The organism is Ruegeria sp. P10 (genome assembly GCF_056534925.1).
On the sequence record NZ_JBQERJ010000001.1, the window covers coordinates 101,617 to 123,808 of the forward strand.

Consider the following 22,192-nt stretch of genomic DNA (forward strand, 5'->3'; position numbering starts at 1 on the left):
CACAGAGGACGACCTCTGCTTTCTGGGACATCATTCGGGACGACCCGTACGGATATGAGGTTGTCTTATGCCCTGGATCTTTCTTCTGTTTGCTGGCCTTTTGGAAATTGTCTGGGCGGTTGCCATGAAGCAGTCGGCCGGTTTTACCCGATTGTGGCCGACGGCCGTGATGGGCGTTTCGATGTTGGGCTCATTTGGTCTGCTGGCGCTTGCAATGCGCGACTTACCGTTGGGCACCGCATACACGATCTGGACTGGGATCGGTGCGGTGGGGGCGTTCAGTGTCGGTATTCTGTTTCTTGGCGAAGCCCTGGCACCTGCGCGGATCGCAGCTGCGGTTCTGATCGTGACAGGCCTTGTGGTGATGAAGCTGGCCTGATGTGCTTGACTTGCCAAGCCAAAGTACTTCGGCAGTTTACAGCACACACTCGAAGCGGAGCTCGGAATTTTGACCGGCTCTGACAGACGCATTTTGCGTGGCTCCTGAAAAGGCGAAGGCCGGACTTGACGACGGCGGATGTCGCATCGGATCGGTTCTGGCGCGGGATGGCGGAGTTGTCTCACAAGGTCGCAATCAGCCTGTACAGGGCGGCAACCCGACCGTGCTGGAACAGATGGAAGCCCTGCGCAAGGCGGGGCGTCAGAAAACCTGTTCCCGCATACCTCGCCATTGCCCAGTGCAATTTGTTCGCTTCCCATCGCTCAGTTCGGAACCCCGCGTCTCTTCGTCAACTCACGGAATTTCGCGCGCAAGGCAGGATTTTTGCGATCAAAGGGGAGGGGCCTGTTGTAGTGAACAACCCCGACCGCATCGCGTTGAAGCGACGATCTATTGAAAAAACCGATCCTTGAGCCGAAGAAACTGCGGGACGAAGTCTGGAATTAGGCGCCTTCCAGCGCTTGAATGATTCCCGAGAATTCAGACGCTTTCAGGCTGGCCCCGCCCACAAGTGCGCCATCGACGTTGGAAACTGAAAATATATCTGCCGCGTTGCCGGGTTTCACCGAGCCGCCATAAAGCAGGCGGACGGAACGGCCCACGCCTTCGCCAAAGCGGCGCTCCAGCCGGGCGCGCATGAAGTCGTGAACGTCCCCGATTTCTTCCAGGGTGGGAACTTTGCCGGTGCCAATTGCCCAGATCGGTTCATATGCGACGATCAGGTTCTCGCCGGTCGACTGATCCGGGATCGACCCGGACATCTGGCCGCCGATGATGTCCAGCGTATTGGCCGCTTCGCGCTGCTCAAGGCTTTCACCGACGCAAATGATCGCCTTCAAACCTGCATCCATCGCTGCGCGCGCCTTGGCCCGCACATCTTCGTCATGTTCACCGTGGTCCACGCGGCGCTCGGAATGGCCCAGGATGACCGAAGTTGCACCGGCATCCACCAGCATATCCGCACTGATATCTCCGGTATGCGCGCCTGATTTTGCCGCATGACAGTCCTGACCACCGACAGAGATGGCGGTGCCCTGAACGGCAATTGATGCGCGGCTGAGCAATGTTGCCGGCGGGCAAATCAGGATATCCACCGAGGCCGCCGAGTGGATCTGAGACAGCGCCTTCAACTCGGTCAACTCAGCGCCGGTCCCATTCATTTTCCAGTTTCCAGCCGCCAGCTTCTGCCGCATTTCGGTATCTCCCTGATCATCCGATGATTTTAGCATGCGGATAGCATTGTAAGGACCATCTTACAATTCTGCTCGCATGCTGATCCCGGGCGCAAACATCGAAGATCGGCCCGCATGCGACGTTCAAATGAAAAGGGATGAGGCGGGCTTAGCCTTGTTGGCCGATGCTTTCGTCGAATTTGATCGATTCTCCACAGCCGCAGGCGTCGACGACGTTCGGGTTCTTGAACTTAAAGCCGGATTCCAACAACGACACTTCGTAATCGATTTCGGTTCCGAACAGGAACATCTGGGCCATGGGCGCAATCATGATGCGCGCGCCATCCTGTTCGACCACTTCGTCATGAGGATCTGCGTGATCAACATACTCCATGGTATATTCCATGCCTGCACAGCCGCCTTTTTTGACGCCGATGCGCAAACCAGCGTGACCGCCTGATTTCATCAGGCGGGTAATCTGTTCTGCGGCTTTGGGCGTCATTGTCACAGCCTGTTTGCCGGGGATGCCGAACATGTAAATCTCCGTTGTCGCGCGTTACACCCAATCTAGGGGCCAAGGCTCTTTTGCTCAAGGCAATGTCGTGTAAAGAAATTGAATTCGCTGGAAAGCTTAGTGTTTCTGCGTCGCCGCTCTGCAAACTTGCTTTGATACGGGAGGCGGGGTTAGCATCGGTCTTATGACGTTTTGGAACCCCGTCCGAATAGATGGCATGACATGAAGTGGTAGAAATATGAATTATTTAGGGTCGAAAGTTAAAGTAGCTTTACTTGCGGCCGCACTTTTTTCCGTAAGCGTGTGCGCGATGTCCGACGAAGCTTGGGCGGCCACGGGATCCGAACGGCACCCGGTGAATTGTGCAACGGCGGAAGGGGATCTGCGCGCGATTGCATCGGAAAAGAAACATGCGGAAGACAAACAACTGGAAAGCATTGCCGCCATAACACCTGCCGGGGCTCTGTTGGGGCTGGTCACGGGAACCGAGCAAAAAAGGCTGCAAATGCTGTCAGGTGACTACGTCAAGCAACTGGATGCCAGAACGGCAGAGATCAAGGAAACCTGCAATCTGAATTGATCGTCGTTGTCGGAACAAAAAAGGACCGTTCTCGGGCAAGAACGGCCCATATTCTTGAGCTGGGAAGCGGGGGGCGGTCATGGCGTGCCCAGCCCACGGCACCGCATACGCGACGGCCACCTTAAGATGATATCCGTCTGGAGTGTGACGGGGACTGCACGATAAGGTGACGAAAATGCCAAGTTTTCGTGACGGTTGGAAGGGCAAGTGCCTGATGGCTACATAAAGCCCAATTCCAGGCGCGCCTCATCCGACATCATTTCCATGCCCCAGGGCGGTTCCCAGGTCAGTTCGACATCGACTTCCTTGACGCCCGCAACAGGTTCAATCGCCTCGACAATCCAGCCAGGCATGTCGCCCGCGACCGGACACCCGGGTGCCGTCAGGGTCATGATGACCTTCACGGCGTTGTCCGGAGAAATGTCGATCGTATAGATCAGGCCCAGGTCATAGATGTTGACCGGAATTTCCGGATCGTAAACCGTGCGGCACGCTTCGACGACTGCCTCGTACAGCGGGTGTTCAATCGTTGACGGCGCAATCAGCGGGGTGCCTTCAAACTGTTCGCTCGGGTGGGTCATCTTTGCCTCGGGTCAGTTGCCTGAGTGATTATATAGGGAATACCTGCAACAGCGTCCAGTAGGGGCGTGACGCTCGGGTGAGCGTCACTGTGTCTTAGTCATTGATGTCATGCGTGAAGGTTTTGACCTGACCATGCGGCAAGGCAAAAAGCCGGCGCAGGACTAGCCATGCGATCAACGAAAGAACTGCGAAGATCAGCGCGATCACATGCAATGACAGTGTCAGACCGGGGATGACAAGGATGAGACCGGTGATCGCGGCCCCGATCGCAAAGCCCAGAAAGATGAATCCGGGCAAAACGATTTCCAGGATCCCCAGAGCCAGCGCGGCGGCCAGCCAGATCCACCAAGTCAGCCAAAAGGGATCAGCCATCATCTACCTCCTTTGAGCATTTTGAACGCGTCACCAAAGGCTTCGAGAGCATTGGCGGGCACAACTATGGTCTGCTTGCCGGAACCGTTGCCCAGTGCATTAAGGGCTTCAACCTGTTTCAACGCAACCTGATACTGCGCAGCCTCGATGCCATTGTCCTGAATGGCCTTGGCGACGACGCCTGTCGCGTATGCCTCGGCCTCGGCCTGAATGCGCCGCGCTTTGGCGGTTTGTTCCGCTGCGTACAGCTCGGCATCGGCGTGCAATTCGACGGCGCGTTTTTTGCCTTCGGCTTCGGTCACCTGCGCACGGCGGGCGCGTTCTGCGTTTAGCTGTTGCAGCATGGCATCGCGGGTGGCCTGATCCAGATTCACATCCAGAATCTCGGCCCGGGTCACTTCGATTCCCCAATCATCCACTGCTGTTTCGACGCTTTCCTGAATGCGTGTGATCAACTGTGCACGGTTCGACTGCACTTCGTCCAGATCCATCTTGCCGATCTCGGCACGAACGATACCGGCAACCGTGGTTGCAATCGCTCCATCAACGTCGCGGATACGATAGACCGTCTTTTCCGGTTCGAGAATTCGGTAGAAGACAGAGGTGTCGATTTGCACCAGCACGTTGTCCTTGGTGATCGCGTCTTGGGTCGCGTTCGGCAACTGGCGTTCAAGGATCGAGATCTTGTGGCGTGCAACGTCCAGTAACGGAACAATGAAATTGATGCCGGGGCCAAGCACCGAATGCAGGCGTCCAAACCGTTCAACCACGTATTTTTCGGATTGCGGAACGATCTTGATGCCCTTGAAAATAACGATGACCACCAGCACGGCGGCGAGCAGGTAAATAATGTTTGACGAAAGCAGTCCGATGATCTGATCTTCGGTCATTCTGTCCTCTTTTTATTGTGTACTATGGTATACATATATGGTTGAGTCGCTCGATTTCAACTCTGGTATGGAGGGAAAGCTGGCGGATGCAAACGCCTCACTACGGGAATTCAGCATTGAACCGAACTGTTGTGACTGCTTTGCATCCCGGCTTGTTTGCGGTATCGGGCGGGAATGAAACTGATAATCGATACAGACCCCGGCATCGATGATGCCATGGCGATTGCCTATGCCGCTGCTGCGCCTGAATTTGACCTGATCGGCCTGACCACGGTGTTCGGCAATACGCATGTTCATCAGTCCAGCCGCAATGCCCGTTTCCTGCTGGACAAGCTGGGCCTGGACCTTCCAGTGGCGGAAGGCGCGCCTTTCCCGTTGGGGGCTGACATGCACGTCCCATCGGACCATGTCCATGGTCCCGAAGGGTTTGGCGATCTGACCGAGATACCCGAGATCGGACGGAATCATGATCTTCCTGCCGCAGAGTTTCTGGCCGAGATGGCCCGGAAGCACAAAAACGAATTGGTCGTGTGTGCGGTCGGACCGCTGACCAACATTGCCAACGCCATGCGATTGGACCCGGAATTTGCCGGAAATCTCGGCCGGTTGGTGATCATGGGCGGTGCCGTCTACTGCAAGGGCAACGTTACCGACCATGCAGAAGCCAACATTTATCACGATGCGGTTGCCGCGGATGCGGTCTTTTCCGCACCGCCCGAGACCGTGCTGGTTGGTTTGGACGTTACCCTGAAAACACTTTACGAGACCGCGGATTTCGAGGCGCTGGCTCGGAAATCGCCCGGCATGGGATCTTTTCTGCGTGATATCTCTCGGTTTTATCTGAAATTCTATAAAGAAATCGGAGGATTGGAAGGGTGCGGTCTGCATGATTCAACCGCTGTGATCGCCTGTTCGCACGGGGCCATGTTCGACGTGGTCGAAACCGGGCTGCGTGTAGTGACGGAAGGCGACCGGATAGGTGCGACGCAACCTGACCGGGATCGTCCCGCAGTTGGTGTTTGTCGTGATGTGGATGGAGCGGGGGTCGTGCGTCTGTTTACTGACCGCGTTGCATCCTTGCCCTGACGGGTTGCAAAGACCGATCGGATCGGGCAAATCCTGCCCGGTTCGGCGATCCGAGGCGATAACATGACCCAGCAATTCTCTTTCAAGCTCAAGGCCACAGACGGCAAGGCGCGCACTGGTGTGATCAACACTCCGCGTGGCGAGGTGCGGACACCTGCCTTCATGCCAGTTGGTACCGCCGCGACGGTCAAGGCGATGATGCCGGAAAGCGTCCGGGCCACCGGGGCCGACATCCTGCTGGGCAACACCTATCACCTGATGCTGCGCCCCACGGCCGAGCGGATTGATCGTTTGGGCGGGTTGCACAAGTTCATGAACTGGGACCGGCCGATCCTGACGGACTCGGGGGGGTTTCAGGTCATGTCGCTGGCCGGTTTGCGCAAGCTGACCGAAAAGGGTGTGACCTTCAAATCCCATATTGATGGATCGAAGCACGAGCTGACGCCAGAAAGATCAATGGAAATTCAGCGCCTTCTGGGGTCCGACATCGTGATGTGCTTCGACGAGTGCCCTGCATTGCCTGCAAATCGCGACCGGATCGCCGAATCCATGCGTTTGTCGATGCGTTGGGCCGACAGGTCCCGTGACGCCTTTGGGGATCGTCCGGGGCATGCTCTGTTCGGAATCATGCAGGGTGGTCTCGAGCGGGACCTGCGGGAAGAAAGCGCCGAAGCGTTGAAGAAGATTGGTTTCGAAGGCTACGCCGTTGGCGGTCTGGCAGTGGGCGAGGGGCAAGAGGCCATGTTCGACTGTCTGGATTATGCGCCTGATTTCCTGCCCAAGGACAAGCCACGTTACCTGATGGGCGTTGGCAAACCGGATGACATAGTCGGAGCAGTGGCGCGTGGGATCGACATGATGGATTGCGTTCTGCCCTCGCGTTCGGGCCGTACCGGTCAGGTGTTCACGCGCCATGGCGTCGTGAACATCAAGAACTCGCGTCATGCGGACGATCCACGCCCGCTGGATGAAAACTGTTCTTGCCCGGCCTGTTCGAACTATTCACGTGCTTACCTGCACCATGTGTTTCGCGCCAACGAGATGATCTCGGGCATGTTACTGACTTGGCACAACCTTCATTACTTTCAGGAAATCATGCAGGGCATGCGGGACGCGATCGCTGAAGGCTCATTTGAGGCGTGGCAGGCCGCGTTCCACGCGCAACGCGCGCAGGGCGATATCGAGCCCCTGTAACCTGTCCGTTCAGGTGACAATTGCGGGGTCTTCCGGTATTCTGAAACAACTTTATTCAAAGTTGTTTTTGTATGTGACCCGGAGAACTGTTGATGTTCCGCCTTTTCCTCGGCGCAGTCATTTTTTTGTACAAGCCCTGCAATTGCAGATGTCTGGACCTTTGAAACCCCATCCGAAAACACTCAGTGCTCGGTGGGCGAAGGCGCCGAGTCCTCGGACACTCGGTGCACGATCATAAAAAGATACGGCCCTCCGGCGTTGCCGCGCCCCGCGAACTGTCAATCTGACTGGGGGGCATGATTTTCAGATGTTCGACACCGGTCCCGTGGAAATGCTGTGCCAGCCGCTGAAACGGAACCGGGACGGATTTGACCGTGCGGAATACGGTGTCACCGGTCGGTTCGGAGGATTTACCTGCGCCTCTTCCACGAAAGGTCTGGAATGCCGCAACCTCGGTGGCCGCGGTTTTTTTCTGTCCCGGGCGGTGCAGCAGGTGTTCTGATAGTGAATATGCGCATTGCATATGCATGTCGCACTAATTTTGGTGGATATGTTCCCGGGACATCTTGCAGTCCCGAAAACCTCGGTTCATGCTGCGACACGATACATGGCGGTAAGGTTGAAAAAGGGCGATGAGGCCCCACCTTTATCGTCCAAGACAGGAGATGGCCGGATGTTGCCTCGATGAGGGACAAGCGCCGTCTTGCCAACGATAAGGATAGAGCATGCAAGAGCCTCTGAATTCCTCATACCCCGTCCTGCCGCTGCGCGATATCGTGGTGTTCCCGCATATGATCGTGCCGCTTTTCGTGGGCCGAGACAAATCGGTACGCGCGCTGGAAGAGGTGATGCAGGATGACAAACAAATTCTGCTGTCCAGCCAGATCGATCCCGGCGTAGACGACCCGGATGAGGACGGTATCTACCGATCCGGTGTTCTGGCCAATGTGTTGCAGCTGCTGAAACTGCCCGACGGCACCGTCAAAGTGCTTGTCGAAGGGCAGGCGCGCGTGCAGATCACCGAGTTTCTTGAAAACGAATTGTTTTTCGAAGCACGGGCGGAATATCTGACCGAAATCCCGGGTGACGTCACCACGACCGAAGCCCTGTTGCGCACCGTTGCGGACGAGTTCGAGCGCTATGCCAAGGTGCGCAAGAACATCCCCGAAGAAGCGCTGACGGCCGTGGGTGAAACCACCGAGCCGGCAAAGCTGGCCGACCTTGTGTCGGGCCATCTGGGCATCGAGGTCGAACAAAAGCAGGACCTGCTGGAAACACTCAGCGTCAGCGAGCGGCTTGAAAAAGTTTATGGCCTGATGCAGGGCGAAATGTCGGTTCTGCAGGTCGAGAAAAAGATCAAGACCCGCGTCAAATCCCAGATGGAGAAGACCCAGCGCGAGTATTATCTGAATGAGCAGATGAAGGCCATTCAGAAAGAGCTTGGCGATGGCGAGGACGGCGCGAACGAGATCGCCGAACTGGAAGCCAAGATCGCCGAGACCAAGCTGTCGAAGGAAGCGCGCGAGAAGGCGGAAGGCGAGCTGAAGAAGCTCAAGAACATGTCGCCCATGTCAGCCGAAGCAACCGTGGTGCGCAATTATCTAGACTGGATTCTGTCTTTGCCGTGGGGTACCAAATCCCGCGTCAAAAAGGATCTGGGTCGTGCGCAGGATATTCTGGACGCCGATCACTATGGCCTTGAAAAGGTCAAAGAGCGGATCGTCGAATATCTGGCGGTTCAGCAGCGTTCGAAAAAGCTGAAAGGCCCGATCCTGTGCCTTGTCGGCCCTCCGGGTGTGGGCAAGACCAGTTTAGGTAAATCGGTCGCCAAAGCCACGGGGCGCGAGTTCATTCGCATTAGCTTGGGTGGGGTGCGCGACGAATCCGAGATCCGCGGCCACCGCCGGACCTATATCGGTTCGATGCCCGGCAAGATCATTCAGGCGCTGAAAAAGGCGAAAACCACCAACCCGCTCATCCTTCTCGATGAAATTGACAAGATGGGGCAGGACTTCCGTGGTGACCCGGCCTCGGCGATGTTGGAAGTGTTGGACCCGGAACAGAACAACACGTTCATGGACCACTACTTGGAGGTCGAATATGACCTGTCGAACGTGATGTTCCTGACCACGTCCAACAGCTACAACATGCCCGGGCCTTTGCTGGACCGGATGGAGATCATCCCACTAGCCGGCTATACCGAGGATGAAAAGCGCGAGATCGCCAAACAGCACCTGATCGCCAAGCAGGTCAAAAACCATGGTCTTAAAGCCAAGGAATTCGAACTGACCGATGAGGCGCTTCAAAAGATAATCCGCACCTATACCCGCGAGGCCGGTGTGCGGAACCTTGAACGTGAAATCGCCAAGGTTGCGCGGAAGTCGCTGACCAAGATCATCAAGAAAGAGGCGGACACTGTGACGGTGACGCCGGATAATCTGGATGAGTTCCTGGGTGTGCCCAAGTTCCGCTATGGTCTGGCCGAGCAGGACGACCAGATTGGTGTCGTGACCGGTCTGGCCTGGACCTCGGTCGGGGGCGATCTGTTGCATATCGAGGCGTTGAAACTGCCCGGCAAAGGTCGGATGAAGACGACAGGCAAGTTGGGCGATGTGATGAAAGAATCCATCGATGCGGCATCGTCATATGTGCGGTCGATTTCTCCCAAGATCGGAGTGAAGCCGCCTCAGTTCGACAAGATCGACATCCATGTGCACGTGCCCGATGGTGCAACGCCCAAGGATGGCCCGTCAGCGGGTCTGGCGATGGTGACATCGATCGTATCGGTTCTGACGGGCATTCCCGTACGCAAGGATATCGCCATGACGGGCGAGGTTTCGTTGCGCGGGAACGCAATGCCGATCGGTGGCTTGAAAGAGAAACTGCTGGCTGCGTTGCGCGGTGGTATCAAGACGGTCCTGATCCCAGAGGAAAACGAAAAGGACCTGGCGGATATCCCGGACAATGTGAAGGAAGGGCTGGAAATCATCCCGGTCAAGCACGTCTCGGAGGTTCTTGAGCACTCTCTGGTTCGTACACCGGAACCGATTGAGTGGGACGAAGCCGCCGAGGAGGCCGCCGCGGCCGCCGCAGCCTCGTCTGAAACGACCGGGCCATCGGCCACTGCGCACTAAGCAGATTGAGAGAATGAAAAAGGCGGGGCGAACGCCCTGCCTTTTTTACAATCCAATGACGGGTTGCTTTGCATCAAGTATTTCTTCTTCGGCTATGTATTCATTGAATTTTTTCGATGGCAGCGCCGAGCGGACGGCAAGAACAAAAATGATCGACGAAAACAGGATACAAAGCAGAAGGTCCCACCCAAACGGGATCTGTTTCAACGATCCGGCTCCGAATTGCCCAAGGAATGAGATCAGCCCAAGGCCTGAGAAATAAGGCACAAGCCACAGGGCCTCGGTAACGTCCATTTCATCCAAACGTCCCCGGAACCGGATCAGCAACAGAATTTTCCCGACAATCAGCGCAATACCAAGCCGCCAGACCGTGTCCCATCCGCTCCAATAGACGATCAACGTGGCGATGGCGAAAGCGGACAGCGCGACAAGACGCACGGCCGGTATTCGGATCGATCTGGGATGATCTGGCATAAGGTTTCTCAGGCAAACCACGGCGATGGGCCCGACGGCAAATGACAAGACGATGGCCGCACCGTTCAAGGCAATGACGGTGGTAAAGGGTACTGTCAGCAGGAAAACCGTTCCGATCACAAAGTTCAGCCCCAGCGCCCACAGTGGAACCCCGAAAGACGATAAAACCTGCAACCGTCTGGGCAGGAACCCGTTTTTTGAAAGGGCGAGGGCGATACGGGCGTTCGACCCGGTTGCGACCAGCCCGTTTCCAAAAGGGCCTATCACGGATCCGACATTCAGCAGGCTCAGAAACCAGACCAGCCCAACGGACATGATGATGGCGTCCAGTGGTCCTTCACCCCCAAAGCTCAACTGTGCCCATCCTTTGGACAGCATGGATGGGTCCAGCGCACCGATGAAGGCCACTTGCAAGCCAAGGTAGATGACGGCGCACAGAACTATCGACAACACCAATGCGGCCGGAATTGCAAATTTTGGATTTCGAACTTCGCCAGCCATATCAACTACATGGCGAAAGCCGATGAATGAAAAAATAACGCCCCCGGTGGAAACGGCGGCCATGATACCCTGCGCGCCGTAGGGCGCAAAACCATCGGGCTGTGTGAAGTTCTCGGTGTTGAACCGGCTTGCGACAAGCAGAACGGACAGGACAACTGGTATGGCGATCTTGGCCCAGGTCAGCGCAGCATTGACGCGCGTGAAGAACTTGACCCCAAGCGCATTCACCGCGACGAACAGCAGCATGAAAACCAGCGCGACGAAAATACCCGCCCCGGTTAAATCACCTGTCTCGGCCGTATGCAGCCAAGGCGCATACGGCGCCAGGTACTTCAACATGGCCTCGACTTCGATGGGCGCTGTGGTGTTGTAGCCGATCCAGGCAGTCCATCCCATGGCCATCGAAACGATGTTGCCATGCGAAAACTGAGGCACGCGCGCGATCCCTCCGGGAATGGGCAGCATGGCGGAAATCTCTGCGAAGGTGATGGCCAAAATGAACATGGCAACCGCGCCGATAATCCACGAGATCGTAGCTGCGGGCCCTGCATGCTGAACGGCCAGAAGGGGGCCGAATAACCAGCCCGAACCGATGATTCCTCCGACTGAAATGAAGGTCAGTCCCGGAAGGCCAATGTCGCGCTTCAACCCCGTCATGGTGACCTCAGCGTTTGCGTGTGGCCTGTTGTCAGGCCAAATAGGACACGATAGCCGTGGAACGCGCGACGTGGCAAGCCCACTGGCTCCAAGCGAAAATCCGGAAAGGGAGTGGTGGGTGATAAGAGATTTGAACTCCTGACATCTTCGATGTGAACGAAGCGCTCTACCACTGAGCTAATCACCCATGACATGCGGTCATATCTTCCGCGGGAGTGCACTGCAAGGGAAATTGAACAATTCGCGCGGGCAAAAAACAGCGGGCAAACAAAAAATTGGATTCTGACAAAAAACTGCAAAACGCCGCTTGACGCTGCCCGACCGTGGCCATAATACACCCAAACGTTCAGCAATGAACATGCAGCGGGCGGTTGTAGCTCAGTTGGTTAGAGTACCGGCCTGTCACGCCGGGGGTCGCGGGTTCGAGCCCCGTCAACCGCGCCATCGCTGCCTACCTTGGTCCAGGACAAAGGCCATGAAATAGATGCGCGGTTGTAGCTCAGTTGGTTAGAGTACCGGCCTGTCACGCCGGGGGTCGCGGGTTCGAGCCCCGTCAACCGCGCCATTTTCCCCTTGAAATCATAAGTTCGCCAGATAGCCAGGCATTGAGCTGTTCGATTCCATGCCCATCGTTTGATTTGGTCGGCGAAAACCTGTACGTTCACTAAATGTTCTAACTTTTCTGTTGGAGACTCGGGCAAGCTCGCCTATCTCTAAACCACTTGTTTGTTGGGGGCCGGAAATGGCTGAGCTGAAGAATGTAGAGGTGCGCGGCGCGCGCGAGCATAACCTCAAAGGCATCGATGTCGATATCCCTCGGGATCAGTTGGTGGTGATCACCGGGCTGTCCGGTTCGGGGAAGTCGTCGCTGGCGTTCGACACGATTTATGCCGAAGGTCAGCGCCGTTATGTCGAAAGCCTGTCCGCCTATGCGCGGCAGTTTCTCGACATGATGGAAAAGCCTGATGTTGACCATATCAGTGGACTGTCTCCGGCGATCTCCATTGAACAGAAAACGACCTCGAAGAACCCGCGTTCGACTGTGGGGACCGTCACCGAGATCTATGACTATCTGCGTCTGCTCTTTGCCCGCGCAGGCACGCCGTACAGCCCGGCCACCGGCCAGCCGATCGAGGCGCAACAGGTGCAGGACATGGTCGACCGCATCATGGCGATGGAGGAGGGCACGCGGGGGTATCTGCTGGCTCCGATCGTGCGCGACCGCAAAGGTGAGTACCGGAAGGAATTTCTGGAACTGCGCAAGCAGGGGTTCCAGCGCGTGAAGGTGGATGGTGAGTTCCACGAGCTGGATCAGCCCCCGACATTGGACAAGAAGTTCCGTCACGATATCGACGTTGTGGTTGACCGCCTGGTTGTTCGTGAAGGCATGGAAACGCGTTTGGCCGATAGCCTGCGCACCGCTCTGGATCTGGCGGACGGAATCGCGATTCTGGAAACCGCCCCACGAGAAGGAGAGCCGGAACGAATTACCTTCAGCGAGAATTTTGCCTGCCCGGTCAGTGGTTTCACTATCCCCGAGATTGAACCGCGCCTGTTTTCGTTCAATGCGCCATTCGGAGCCTGCCCGGATTGTGACGGCTTGGGGGTCGAGCTGTTCTTTGACGAGCGTCTCGTGGTGCCGGATCAGACGCTGAAATTGTATGACGGGGCCCTGGCGCCGTGGAGGAAAGGCAAGTCGCCGTATTTCCTTCAGACCATCGAGGCCATCGCGCGTCATTATGAGTTTGACAAGAACACGCCCTGGAAAGACCTGCCCAGCAAAGTGCAGCAGGTGTTCCTGCGGGGCTCGGGCGATGAGGAGATCCAGTTCCGCTATGACGAGGGCGGACGCGTGTACCAGGTGACACGCAGCTTCGAAGGCGTGATTCCGAATATGGAACGGCGTTATCGCGAAACGGATAGCGCGTGGATACGCGAGGAATTCGAACGGTACCAAAACAACCGCCCGTGCGGCACCTGCGAAGGGTATCGTCTGCGCGCCGAAGCCTTGGCCGTGAAGATCGCGGGACTGCATGTCGGTCAGGTGGTGCAAATGTCCATCCGCGAAGCGCTTGCCTGGATCGAGGATGCTCCGAACCATCTGAGCGCTCAGAAGAATGAGATCGCCCGGGCCATTCTGAAGGAAATCCGCGAGCGGCTGGGATTCCTGAATAATGTTGGTTTGGAATACCTTACGCTGTCTCGTTCAAGTGGAACCCTGTCAGGCGGCGAAAGTCAGCGCATTCGTCTGGCAAGCCAGATCGGATCAGGCCTGACCGGGGTGCTTTACGTATTGGACGAGCCCTCGATCGGCTTGCACCAGCGTGACAATGACCGGTTGCTTGGTACGCTCAAGAATCTGCGTGATCAGGGCAACACCGTGATTGTTGTCGAACATGACGAGGAAGCCATCCGCGAAGCCGATTATGTGTTCGACATTGGCCCCGGTGCGGGTGTGCATGGCGGGCAGGTGGTCAGCCACGGCACGCCCGAGCAGATCGCTGCGGACGCGGCCTCGATCACGGGGCAGTATCTGTCGGGCGTACGCGAGATTCCAGTGCCCGCCGAGCGGCGCAAGGGGAACAAGAAAAAGGTAACGGTCGTAAAGGCTTCGGGTAACAACCTCAAAGACGTGACGGCCGAGTTTCCCTTGGGCAAGTTCGTTTGTGTCACGGGGGTATCTGGTGGCGGTAAGTCGACCCTGACGATTGAGACGTTGTTCAAGACCGCCTCGATGCGCCTGAATGGCGCGCGTCAAACGCCTGCGCCGTGTGAGACCATCAAGGGTTTGGAGCATCTGGACAAGGTCATCGATATCGACCAGCGCCCGATCGGGCGGACTCCGCGATCGAATCCGGCAACCTATACCGGGGCCTTCACCCCGATCCGCGACTGGTTCGCCGGGCTGCCCGAGGCGAAAGCGCGGGGATACAAGCCGGGCCGTTTCAGCTTCAACGTGAAGGGCGGCCGCTGTGAGGCCTGTCAGGGGGACGGCGTCATCAAGATCGAGATGCACTTCCTTCCCGACGTCTATGTCACCTGCGAAACCTGCAAGGGCGCGCGGTACAATCGCGAGACGCTCGAGATCAAGTTCAAGGGCAAGTCCATTGCGGATGTGCTTGATATGACGGTGGAAGATGCGCAGGAGTTCTTCAAGGCCGTGCCCTCGATCCGAGACAAGATGGATGCGCTGGCCCGCGTTGGTCTTGGCTATATCAAGGTGGGTCAACAGGCGACCACGCTGTCGGGTGGTGAGGCGCAGCGCGTGAAACTGTCCAAGGAACTGTCGAAACGATCAACCGGGCGGACGCTCTATATTCTGGACGAGCCGACCACGGGTCTGCATTTCGAAGATGTACGCAAGCTGTTGGAAGTGCTGCATGAATTGGTCGACCAGGGCAATACCGTCGTGGTGATCGAACATAATCTGGATGTGGTCAAAACCGCGGATCATATCATCGACATTGGACCTGAAGGTGGTGATGGCGGTGGCGAAATCGTCGCCACCGGAACACCGGAAGACATAGTCGATGTTGAACGCAGCCACACCGGGCGATACCTGAAGCCGATGCTGAAAGGCGCGCGCGTCGCGGCAGAATAACTGCCCAGACGCGGCCTCAGTTCAGAATATCTGCGATCGCGCCGATCAGGTTCAGGACTTTGCGTGTCTCGGGGTCGACCCGGTACACGTAATCACCTGCACGGACATATGAATAGTTTCGGTTCAACCCATAGCGATAGGGGTCATTGATCCAACGGTAGTCGTTGGTAATGAAGTCTCCATCTCGGTAGATTTTCTTAGCCTGACCAGGCGGCACACAGGGAACGGATTTCTTGGCCAGACCCGGAGGGCAATGCCCGGCCTTGTTCTTTGCCGCCGCGGCAACCGGGGAAAGGGCCAAAGCCGCCAGAGTTGCCGTCGTCACCAAGAATCTCGTCATGTCGCCTTCCTTTGCGATTTGGCCAGCCGGGGCCATTTGTTCATGACTGCCTAGATGGTCACTTGCCCAATATCTGTCAAATCGTTGGGCAAGATGCCGCCAGTTGTCTTATTCACGTCCGCGTTTTTCGAACCGTGGCAACATGGCACTGAAATCGCGTCCCTTGCCGTCTTCGGTCTCGACGAATTGCTCGTAAAGAGCAGTCGCGGCCTGTCCCATCGGTGTATCCGCATCCGCACTGGTTGCGGCCTGTTGGCTGAGGCGCAGGTCCTTCAGCATCAACTCGGCTGCAAATCCAGGAGTATAGTCATTGTCGGCTGGGCTTTGCGGGCCAACGCCCGGGGCAGGGCAATAGGCGTTCATTGTCCAGCTGTATCCGGATGAGGTGCTTACCACATCGAACATCTTTTGGCGGTCCAGACCCAGTTTGTCGGCCAGGGCAAAGGCCTCGCACGTGGCGATCATGGTCACTCCGAGGATCATGTTGTTGCAGATCTTGGCGGCTTGGCCGGCTCCGGCTTCGCCACAGTGAACCGCTTTCTGCCCCATGATGTCGAACAGAGGAGCCGCCTTTGCAAATGCGTCGTCTGACCCGCCGGCCATGAATGTCAGGGTGCCACCTGCCGCGCCGCCGACACCCCCCGAAACCGGTGCGTCCACGAACATCAGACCGACGCCGCTGGCCTGTTCCGCGACTGCGCGTGCACTGTCCACGTCAACTGTCGAGCAATCGATCAGCACGGCACCCTTCGCCATGGCGGGAATGATCTGATCTGCAACGGCCCGCAGGATGGCGCCATTCGGCAGCATGGTTATGACTGCATCGGCAGAGGCGACGGCTTCTATCGCGGTATCGGCTTGAGTCACCCCGTCAACGGCAACACCGGCCGTGTCGAATCCGAGAACCTGATGGCCAGCCTTTACCAGGTTGGCCGCCATGGGCGCCCCCATGTTTCCCAGCCCTATGAACCCGATCTGCATCTCTCAGTCCTCCTCGAATGTCAGGGTGTCCGCACCCAATGGCTGCAACATTTTCGAGACGGCCACCAGGGGGACGTCCGTATCGGAAAACTGCCAGTTCGGGTTGCGGTCTTTGTCTATGATCTGCGCGCGGATACCTTCCAGAAAATCACCATGTTCCATCGCCCGGTGGGTAAAGCGGTATTCCATCTCCAACGCGCGCCGCATGGTCAGAGAGGGGCCACGCAGACGGTGCAGCATCTCGATCGTGCAGGCCACGGAAAGCGGCGCGTTTTTCATTATTTTTTCCAGAGTTTTGTCTGCAAATTCCTGATCGTCATTGCGCAGGCTGATCAGGATGTCGCCCAGAGTTTCACCGGAAAAATGTTTGTCGATTTCCGTCAGCACCCCTGCCAATTCACCATTGGGTGGTGTTTCGGCATGTTCGGCCACCAGTTTCGCATTTCCAGACGCTTCCAGAATTTCGATCAGATCAGACCATTGCGATTGCGGGATGAAATGGTCGGCAAACCCCGCAAAGATCGCGTCCGCAGGCCCCATCCTGAAGCCCGTAGTCCCAAGGAATTCACCCAGCCGCCCCGGTGCGAGGGCCAGCATCAGTGACCCGCCGACATCCGGAATCAAGCCAATCGAGCATTCGGGCATGGCAATCCTGGAGCTTTCTCCGACGACACGGTGGCTGCCATGGCAGCCGATGCCGACACCCCCGCCCATGGTAAACCCCTGAAGAAAACTGATGACTGGTTTGGGATATTCGAAGATCAGGGCATTCAGACGATATTCGTCCCGCCAGAACTTCTGACCATACGCATAATCTTCTTTGGTGCCCGTTTCATAAAGTTCGGCGATGTCGCCCCCTGCACAAAAGGCTTTTTCCCCCTCGGCGTCCAGAACGATCAGGTCAACGGCATCGTCTTCCCGCCAGTTGCGCATCGCCGTGTCGATGGCCATGCACATGTCATAGCTCAACGCGTTCAGCGCTTGGGGACGGGTGAGGGTGATACGACCGGCACGGCCTGTGGTGCGGATTTCAATGTCTGACATCGGGGCCTCAGCGATTGGCGAGCATTTGACGCGCGACGATCACGCGCATAATCTCGTTCGTGCCTTCCAAAATCTGATGCACGCGAAGATCGCGCACAAGCTTTTCGATGCCGTAATCCGCAAGATATCCGTACCCGCCATGCAGTTGCAGGCACTGATCCACCACCTTCGACCCGGTTTCGGTTACGAATTTCTTCGCCATCGCACAGAATTTCGTGGCATCGGGCGCGCCGTTGTCCAGTTTCCACGCCGCCTGACGCAGGAAGGTGCGTGCCGCCTGTAATTCGATCTCCATATCCGCCAGACGGAACTGAAGGGCCTGGAACTGATCGATGGATTGGCCGAACGCCTTGCGCTCGGACATGTATTGCAGGGTCATATCCAGCCCGGCCTGAGCAGCCCCAAGAGAACAGGCCGCGATATTGAGACGTCCGCCATCGAGGCCCATCATCGCGTATTTGAAGCCGTCGCCTTCGGTGCCCACGAGGTTGCCAGCGGGAATTTTGCAGTCGTCGAATTGAACCTGCGCAGTGGGTTGGCTTTTCCAGCCCATTTTCTGTTCCAGCGCCCCAAAGCTGAGCCCCGGCGTGCCGTCCTCGACATAGACGGTCGAGATCCCCTTGGGCCCGTCCTGACCGGTGCGTACCATGCAAACATAGGCATCCGAATAGCCACCGCCCGAGATGAACGCCTTGGTACCGTTCAACGTATATCCTTCGTTGGTGCGTTCGGCGCGGGTTTTCAAGGCCGCCGCGTCAGAGCCGGAACCGGGCTCGGTCAGGCAATAGCTCAGAACCGTATTCAGGCTCAGAACATCCGGCATGATGCGCGCCTTTAGGTCATCATCCGCGAAATTGTCCAACATCTTGGCGCACATGTTGTGGATCGACAGGAAGGCGGCGACTGAGGGGCAGGCCATCGACAGCGCCTCGAAAACCAGCGTGGCATCCAGGCGGGTCAGATTTGACCCTCCGCTTTCCTCGGATACGTAAAGCGCGCCGAAACCAAGCTCGCCTATCTGGGGCCACAAGGTTTTGGGAATGGTTCCGTCCGCCTCCCACTGGCGCGCAAAGGGGGCGATGTTTTCCTGCCCGAACGCGTGCGCCATGTCGAATATGGCTGTTTGCTCCTCGCTGAGTGCGAAATCCATGACGCTCCCTCCCGTCGGCAATGAATTGAACGGTTGTTTATTTCTGAATTCTTACAGAAATTTTGCAGGCGCAACAATGAGTCGGTTGAAACGGGTCGCAAGCCGGAAACGTTCAGAGATCGGCGTGAAATTCCTCGATCAGGTGGCGCACGACGGCTTGGCCGGGATCATCACCGCGCGCTGATGCCTCGGCATGAATACGGCGTTGGCGCGTGGCGGAAGTGCCGTTTTCAGCAATCTGCCTGAGCTGTGCAAGCTCGGTCATCGTGCCAAGTGCTTCGGTGTCTTCTGCCAACAACCCCATGAGGTCGCCGATCAGTTCAGACATGGGTTTGACTGACCGGTCGCCGAAATCGATCAGCCCTTCACCCACTCCGTAGCGCTGTGCGCGCCAGCGGTTTTCACCGATCAGGAAACGATCATATTGCCGCCAGCGCAGGTTGCGGTCTTTCAGACGGCACAGCATCCGGGTCAATGCCTGAACCAGTGCCGCCAACGACAAAGTGTGCTCCAGACGGGGTTGAACATCCATGATCCGCGTTTCCAAAGTTGGGAAACGATGTGAGGGGCGCAGATCCCACCAGATCTTTGTGGTGTCTTCGATGACCCCAAGCTCGACCAGAATGCCTGTGTTCCGTTCATACTCGCTCCAGCTGGCGAACACGGGCGGCAGCCCGGTGCGGGGCAGGTTGTCGAACACCGTCAGCCGGTATGAAGACAGGCCGGTATCCTCGCCGTTCCAATAGGGCGAAGACGTGGACAACGCCAGAAGATGAGGAAGAAAGTATGACAGTTGCGGCATTAGATCGGCACGCAGGGCAGGGTCCTCGACCCCGACATGTACATGCATCCCGCAGATCAGCATCCGCCGGGCAACGCCGCCCAATGCATGTTGCAGCGCGTCATACCGTTCTTTCCGGGTGTGGTGTTGATCCTTCCAGTTGGCGAACGGGTGGCACGAGACGGCGATAGGGGACAGGTTGTATTCGGCGGCCCGTTTCGAAACGCATGACCGCAGCCGCTTCAGGTCTTCGCGCGCCGAAGCGACCGTGGCGTGTGGTCTGGTTCCAACCTCGATTTGACATTGCAGGAACTCGGGGCTGACCTGACCTTCGAAATCGCTTTGGCAGGCCGCCATCAGCGCTTCGGGGGCTTCGGACAATTGCAGGCTGTCACGATCCACCAACAGGTATTCTTCTTCGATCCCGAGTGTAAATTCCTGCTGCATGGGGCCCCTCACAGTTGTCCGTTCCATCAGTGAATACGGAAATTTACGTTTTGCCAAGGGTTTGACAGGCTTGCCCTTGCAGAGAAACGGTTCGCAACGGTAAGGAACATTGCATCACAGATCGCGGAGCCAGCGCCTTGAAACCCAGAAAATTCCCGAAGATCAATGCCGCCCTTGAAGAATTGGGGGTGAAACTGGTCGACATAGTTACGGAACAGGATGAACGGGCGCGGCTGGAAGCCTTCGAAGCGGCGGGTGGGTTGACGCGCCCCGCTTATGCTTTGTCGCCAGGGATGGAGGGGTTCGACATCTCTCAACTTGTGGCGGAATACGAGCGTCACAAAGCTGCCCTGGAGGCGCTGAAAGATCCCGCACGCAACCAGACCGGTTATCGTACCGGCAATGGTTACTATGACAGCCCGGATGCGGATGCATTGTATCTGATGATCCGCCGTTTTCAGCCCAAACGCGTGATAGAGGTCGGATGCGGTAATTCCACCCGTGTGTCCCGTCAGGCAATCATCGATGGCAATCTGGATACCACCATTACCGCGATTGATCCGTACCCTCGCGCCGATATTGCCCATGTGGTCGACCGGTTCGAACAAAAACGTCTTGAAGAAACTGACCCGGCGCTATTCGCAGAGCTGGAGGCTGGAGACATTCTGTTCATCGACTCCAGCCATGTTGTGCGGATGAGCAACGATGTCGCACATCTGTTCTGCCGCATTATACCGTCTCTGAATCCCGGGGTGGTGATCCACGTTCACGATGTTTTTTTGCCCTACGAATATCCCAAGCGCTTCTTCTATGATTGCCCAGGCTGGGGAGAGCAGTACGTATTGCACAGCTTGCTGCAATCTGGCGCGTATTCAATGCTTTGGCCGGGGTATTACCTGCAACAGGATCGGCCTGATGCCGTTGTTGCCTTGCCGTTCCTGGCCGAGGGGCGGGCGCAAAGCATCTGGGTGCAGCTCAAAGAAAACTGAAACCAAAGTGATCCATTGCGGCAAAAGGTCCGTAAACCTTTCCATAACACGCTGGAGAGGAGAAGACAGCTATGTTCCGTCGTACATTCATGGGCGCAGCCGCCGCACTTGCTTTTGCTATGCCGCTCAAAGCTCAGGCCGCTGATATCGTCGACACCGCCGTTGCCGCCGGGTCGTTCAATACTCTGGTGGCCGCCGTTCAGGCTGCAGGCTTGGTTGACACCCTGAAAGGGGATGGTCCGTTCACGGTATTTGCACCCACAGACGAAGCCTTTGCTGCGCTTCCTGAAGGCACTGTCGAGACGCTTTTGAAACCAGAAAACAAGGATCAACTGGTCGCGATTCTGACCTATCACGTGGTACCGGCCAAGGTTATGTCTGGAGATATCGCCGGCAAACGCGCCAAGGTTCTGACTGTTCAGGGCGACCGGCTGAGCGTAAACGCCAAAAACGGCGTGAAAGTGAACGACGCCAAGGTCGTTCAGGCCGACATTGAAGCCAGCAATGGCGTCATCCACGTCGTCGACGCGGTAATCCTGCCGGAATAAATGCCGTCTTCCGAAGACAAGAAAGCCCCGGCGACCGACCGGGGCTTTTGCGTTTCAGAGAGGGTGGATCAGACCAGTCGAACCTGTGTGCCAACTTTTACCAGCGGATACAGCTCTTCGACATGCTGGTTGTACAGGCCAATGCAACCTGACGAGCTCTGACGACCGATCTTGCGCGTGTCGTGCGTGCCATGGACAAGATAGGCAGGCCAACCCAGATACATGGCGCGGGTTCCCAGTGGGTTGCCGGGATCGCCACCTTCCATCCGAAGTGGCAGCGAAGGGTCACGTTCGCGCATTGATGCCGTAGGTGTCCAGCTTGGGAATTCGGTTTTACGCACAACTTTCGTGTACCCGCGTTTGGTAAGCTCTTCGCTCATGGGCACGGAACTTGGGTACAGTTTGTAGGTGCCGTCAGGCCCCCAGTAATGGACGGCGCGGCTGGTGATGTCGGCCAGCAGGCATCCAACGCCCAATTCATCGAAATGGTCCTGCCAACTCTGTTGCGAGAAGGACGATATATTGCGTCGGACCGGCAATTGCGTACTGATCGCGTCTTCCGTTTCAGGGAAAGCATCCGTGCTTTGTGCCCGAACAAGGGCAGGTGTTGCCACCAAAGAGGCCACGCCCAGCAAGGCAGAGCGACGGGTTATACGAGATTGGGACAAGGTTGCCTCCGATAAGTTCACTGCTCAGTACAATGTTCACGCCAAAAT

Annotated in this window: 21 protein-coding genes and 3 tRNA genes; 11 read left to right on the forward strand and 13 right to left on the reverse strand. The window is 57.0% G+C overall.

Going from position 1 to position 22,192, the window contains the following annotated elements:
• The first annotated feature begins 67 nt into the window (after window positions 1-67).
• Window positions 68-379 carry a DMT family transporter gene (locus ACR0FB_RS00475; RefSeq protein ID WP_480490082.1) on the forward strand — a complete coding sequence of 104 codons (312 nt, stop codon included), beginning with the start codon at window positions 68-70 and terminating at the stop codon, window positions 377-379.
• A gap of 503 nt (window positions 380-882) precedes the next feature.
• On the opposite strand, the gene tpiA is transcribed toward ACR0FB_RS00475, so the two are convergent.
• A complete protein-coding gene (tpiA, locus tag ACR0FB_RS00480; protein WP_480619275.1) occupies window positions 883-1,632 on the reverse strand; it encodes a triose-phosphate isomerase in 750 nt (249 codons plus the stop codon).
• 148 nt (window positions 1,633-1,780) lie between these two features.
• Entirely contained in the window at window positions 1,781-2,146 is a 366-nt protein-coding gene (locus ACR0FB_RS00485; RefSeq protein ID WP_171632773.1) for a HesB/IscA family protein, read from the reverse strand.
• A 289-nt stretch (window positions 2,147-2,435) separates the two neighbouring features.
• On the opposite strand from ACR0FB_RS00485, the gene ACR0FB_RS00490 reads away from it, so the two are divergent.
• Window positions 2,436-2,705, forward strand: coding sequence for a hypothetical protein (locus tag ACR0FB_RS00490; protein WP_245217979.1), 270 nt, complete (start codon window positions 2,436-2,438; stop codon window positions 2,703-2,705).
• 218 nt (window positions 2,706-2,923) lie between these two features.
• On the opposite strand, the gene ACR0FB_RS00495 is transcribed toward ACR0FB_RS00490, so the two are convergent.
• The 3 genes from ACR0FB_RS00495 to ACR0FB_RS00505 form a co-directional block, all read right to left on the reverse strand.
• Window positions 2,924-3,286, reverse strand: a complete 363-nt coding sequence (locus ACR0FB_RS00495) for an SUF system Fe-S cluster assembly protein (RefSeq protein ID WP_152457849.1) — start codon at window positions 3,284-3,286, stop codon at window positions 2,924-2,926.
• A 94-nt stretch (window positions 3,287-3,380) separates the two neighbouring features.
• Entirely contained in the window at window positions 3,381-3,659 is a 279-nt protein-coding gene (locus ACR0FB_RS00500) for an NfeD family protein (RefSeq protein WP_171168340.1), read from the reverse strand.
• A complete protein-coding gene (locus tag ACR0FB_RS00505) occupies window positions 3,659-4,549 on the reverse strand; it encodes an SPFH domain-containing protein (protein WP_171723352.1) in 891 nt (296 codons plus the stop codon). Before ACR0FB_RS00505 ends, ACR0FB_RS00500 begins: the two co-directional genes overlap by 1 nt.
• Window positions 4,550-4,723: 174 nt before the next feature.
• On the opposite strand from ACR0FB_RS00505, the gene ACR0FB_RS00510 reads away from it, so the two are divergent.
• From ACR0FB_RS00510 to lon, 4 genes are all read left to right on the forward strand, one after another.
• A complete protein-coding gene (locus ACR0FB_RS00510; protein WP_480619277.1) occupies window positions 4,724-5,635 on the forward strand; it encodes a nucleoside hydrolase in 912 nt (303 codons plus the stop codon).
• 63 nt (window positions 5,636-5,698) lie between these two features.
• Window positions 5,699-6,829, forward strand: coding sequence for a tRNA guanosine(34) transglycosylase Tgt (gene tgt, locus ACR0FB_RS00515; RefSeq protein WP_480490085.1), 1,131 nt, complete (start codon window positions 5,699-5,701; stop codon window positions 6,827-6,829).
• Between the two features lie 307 nt (window positions 6,830-7,136).
• A complete protein-coding gene (locus tag ACR0FB_RS00520; RefSeq protein ID WP_480619279.1) occupies window positions 7,137-7,331 on the forward strand; it encodes a DUF6636 domain-containing protein in 195 nt (64 codons plus the stop codon).
• Between the two features lie 223 nt (window positions 7,332-7,554).
• A complete protein-coding gene (gene lon / locus ACR0FB_RS00525; protein ID WP_171723349.1) occupies window positions 7,555-9,963 on the forward strand; it encodes an endopeptidase La in 2,409 nt (802 codons plus the stop codon).
• 45 nt (window positions 9,964-10,008) lie between these two features.
• Here the strand turns inward: lon and ACR0FB_RS00530 are convergent, their stop codons facing one another.
• Together ACR0FB_RS00530 and ACR0FB_RS00535 are read right to left on the reverse strand one after the other, a co-directional pair.
• A complete protein-coding gene (locus tag ACR0FB_RS00530) occupies window positions 10,009-11,595 on the reverse strand; it encodes an APC family permease (RefSeq protein WP_480619281.1) in 1,587 nt (528 codons plus the stop codon).
• Window positions 11,596-11,707: 112 nt separating this feature from the next.
• Window positions 11,708-11,782, reverse strand: a tRNA-Val gene (locus tag ACR0FB_RS00535).
• A gap of 180 nt (window positions 11,783-11,962) precedes the next feature.
• Between ACR0FB_RS00535 and ACR0FB_RS00540 the strand changes: the two genes are divergently transcribed.
• The 3 genes from ACR0FB_RS00540 to uvrA all read left to right on the forward strand — a co-directional run bounded on the left by ACR0FB_RS00540 (window position 11,963) and on the right by uvrA (window position 15,196).
• A tRNA-Asp gene (locus ACR0FB_RS00540) sits at window positions 11,963-12,039 on the forward strand.
• Between the two features lie 44 nt (window positions 12,040-12,083).
• A tRNA-Asp gene (locus tag ACR0FB_RS00545) sits at window positions 12,084-12,160 on the forward strand.
• Between the two features lie 177 nt (window positions 12,161-12,337).
• Window positions 12,338-15,196, forward strand: coding sequence for an excinuclease ABC subunit UvrA (gene uvrA / locus ACR0FB_RS00550; RefSeq protein WP_480619283.1), 2,859 nt, complete (start codon window positions 12,338-12,340; stop codon window positions 15,194-15,196).
• A gap of 16 nt (window positions 15,197-15,212) precedes the next feature.
• Here the strand turns inward: uvrA and ACR0FB_RS00555 are convergent, their stop codons facing one another.
• From ACR0FB_RS00555 to ACR0FB_RS00575, 5 genes are all read right to left on the reverse strand, one after another.
• Window positions 15,213-15,536 carry a hypothetical protein gene (locus tag ACR0FB_RS00555; RefSeq protein WP_171632755.1) on the reverse strand — a complete coding sequence of 108 codons (324 nt, stop codon included), beginning with the start codon at window positions 15,534-15,536 and terminating at the stop codon, window positions 15,213-15,215.
• A 108-nt stretch (window positions 15,537-15,644) separates the two neighbouring features.
• Window positions 15,645-16,517 carry a 3-hydroxyisobutyrate dehydrogenase gene (gene mmsB / locus ACR0FB_RS00560; RefSeq protein WP_480619285.1) on the reverse strand — a complete coding sequence of 291 codons (873 nt, stop codon included), beginning with the start codon at window positions 16,515-16,517 and terminating at the stop codon, window positions 15,645-15,647.
• Window positions 16,518-16,520: 3 nt separating this feature from the next.
• A complete protein-coding gene (locus tag ACR0FB_RS00565; protein ID WP_209833244.1) occupies window positions 16,521-17,561 on the reverse strand; it encodes an enoyl-CoA hydratase/isomerase family protein in 1,041 nt (346 codons plus the stop codon).
• Window positions 17,562-17,568: 7 nt separating this feature from the next.
• The gene (locus tag ACR0FB_RS00570) at window positions 17,569-18,711 is read right to left on the reverse strand and encodes an acyl-CoA dehydrogenase family protein (protein WP_171632745.1); all 1,143 of its coding nucleotides are present in this window, start codon (window positions 18,709-18,711) and stop codon (window positions 17,569-17,571) included.
• Between the two features lie 112 nt (window positions 18,712-18,823).
• Window positions 18,824-19,939 (reverse strand): carboxylate-amine ligase, encoded by a 1,116-nt coding sequence (locus ACR0FB_RS00575; protein ID WP_480619287.1) that lies wholly within the window; start codon window positions 19,937-19,939, stop codon window positions 18,824-18,826.
• 137 nt (window positions 19,940-20,076) lie between these two features.
• Between ACR0FB_RS00575 and ACR0FB_RS00580 the strand changes: the two genes are divergently transcribed.
• Window positions 20,077-20,928: a class I SAM-dependent methyltransferase gene (locus ACR0FB_RS00580; protein ID WP_480619289.1), complete on the forward strand. Its 852-nt coding sequence runs from the start codon at window positions 20,077-20,079 to the stop codon at window positions 20,926-20,928.
• A 71-nt stretch (window positions 20,929-20,999) separates the two neighbouring features.
• The gene (locus ACR0FB_RS00585; protein WP_152457864.1) at window positions 21,000-21,476 is read left to right on the forward strand and encodes a fasciclin domain-containing protein; all 477 of its coding nucleotides are present in this window, start codon (window positions 21,000-21,002) and stop codon (window positions 21,474-21,476) included.
• A gap of 68 nt (window positions 21,477-21,544) precedes the next feature.
• On the opposite strand, the gene ACR0FB_RS00590 is transcribed toward ACR0FB_RS00585, so the two are convergent.
• Window positions 21,545-22,144: a L,D-transpeptidase gene (locus ACR0FB_RS00590; protein ID WP_171632735.1), complete on the reverse strand. Its 600-nt coding sequence runs from the start codon at window positions 22,142-22,144 to the stop codon at window positions 21,545-21,547.
• Window positions 22,145-22,192 lie beyond the last annotated feature (48 nt).

Excerpts from the sequence above, each read along its gene's own strand:
- ACR0FB_RS00475 (WP_480490082.1), top strand. The coding sequence starts at position 68 with ATGCCCTGGATCTTTCTTCTGTTTGCTGGCCTTTTGGAAATTGTCTGG.
- tpiA (WP_480619275.1), bottom strand. The coding sequence starts at position 1,632 with ATGCGGCAGAAGCTGGCGGCTGGAAACTGGAAAATGAATGGGACCGGC.
- ACR0FB_RS00485 (WP_171632773.1), bottom strand. The coding sequence starts at position 2,146 with ATGTTCGGCATCCCCGGCAAACAGGCTGTGACAATGACGCCCAAAGCC.
- ACR0FB_RS00490 (WP_245217979.1), top strand. The coding sequence starts at position 2,436 with ATGTCCGACGAAGCTTGGGCGGCCACGGGATCCGAACGGCACCCGGTG.
- ACR0FB_RS00495 (WP_152457849.1), bottom strand. The coding sequence starts at position 3,286 with ATGACCCACCCGAGCGAACAGTTTGAAGGCACCCCGCTGATTGCGCCG.
- ACR0FB_RS00500 (WP_171168340.1), bottom strand. The coding sequence starts at position 3,659 with ATGGCTGATCCCTTTTGGCTGACTTGGTGGATCTGGCTGGCCGCCGCG.
- ACR0FB_RS00505 (WP_171723352.1), bottom strand. The coding sequence starts at position 4,549 with ATGACCGAAGATCAGATCATCGGACTGCTTTCGTCAAACATTATTTAC.
- ACR0FB_RS00510 (WP_480619277.1), top strand. The coding sequence starts at position 4,724 with ATGAAACTGATAATCGATACAGACCCCGGCATCGATGATGCCATGGCG.
- tgt (WP_480490085.1), top strand. The coding sequence starts at position 5,699 with ATGACCCAGCAATTCTCTTTCAAGCTCAAGGCCACAGACGGCAAGGCG.
- ACR0FB_RS00520 (WP_480619279.1), top strand. The coding sequence starts at position 7,137 with ATGTTCGACACCGGTCCCGTGGAAATGCTGTGCCAGCCGCTGAAACGG.
- lon (WP_171723349.1), top strand. The coding sequence starts at position 7,555 with ATGCAAGAGCCTCTGAATTCCTCATACCCCGTCCTGCCGCTGCGCGAT.
- ACR0FB_RS00530 (WP_480619281.1), bottom strand. The coding sequence starts at position 11,595 with ATGACGGGGTTGAAGCGCGACATTGGCCTTCCGGGACTGACCTTCATT.
- uvrA (WP_480619283.1), top strand. The coding sequence starts at position 12,338 with ATGGCTGAGCTGAAGAATGTAGAGGTGCGCGGCGCGCGCGAGCATAAC.
- ACR0FB_RS00555 (WP_171632755.1), bottom strand. The coding sequence starts at position 15,536 with ATGACGAGATTCTTGGTGACGACGGCAACTCTGGCGGCTTTGGCCCTT.
- mmsB (WP_480619285.1), bottom strand. The coding sequence starts at position 16,517 with ATGCAGATCGGGTTCATAGGGCTGGGAAACATGGGGGCGCCCATGGCG.
- ACR0FB_RS00565 (WP_209833244.1), bottom strand. The coding sequence starts at position 17,561 with ATGTCAGACATTGAAATCCGCACCACAGGCCGTGCCGGTCGTATCACC.
- ACR0FB_RS00570 (WP_171632745.1), bottom strand. The coding sequence starts at position 18,711 with ATGGATTTCGCACTCAGCGAGGAGCAAACAGCCATATTCGACATGGCG.
- ACR0FB_RS00575 (WP_480619287.1), bottom strand. The coding sequence starts at position 19,939 with ATGCAGCAGGAATTTACACTCGGGATCGAAGAAGAATACCTGTTGGTG.
- ACR0FB_RS00585 (WP_152457864.1), top strand. The coding sequence starts at position 21,000 with ATGTTCCGTCGTACATTCATGGGCGCAGCCGCCGCACTTGCTTTTGCT.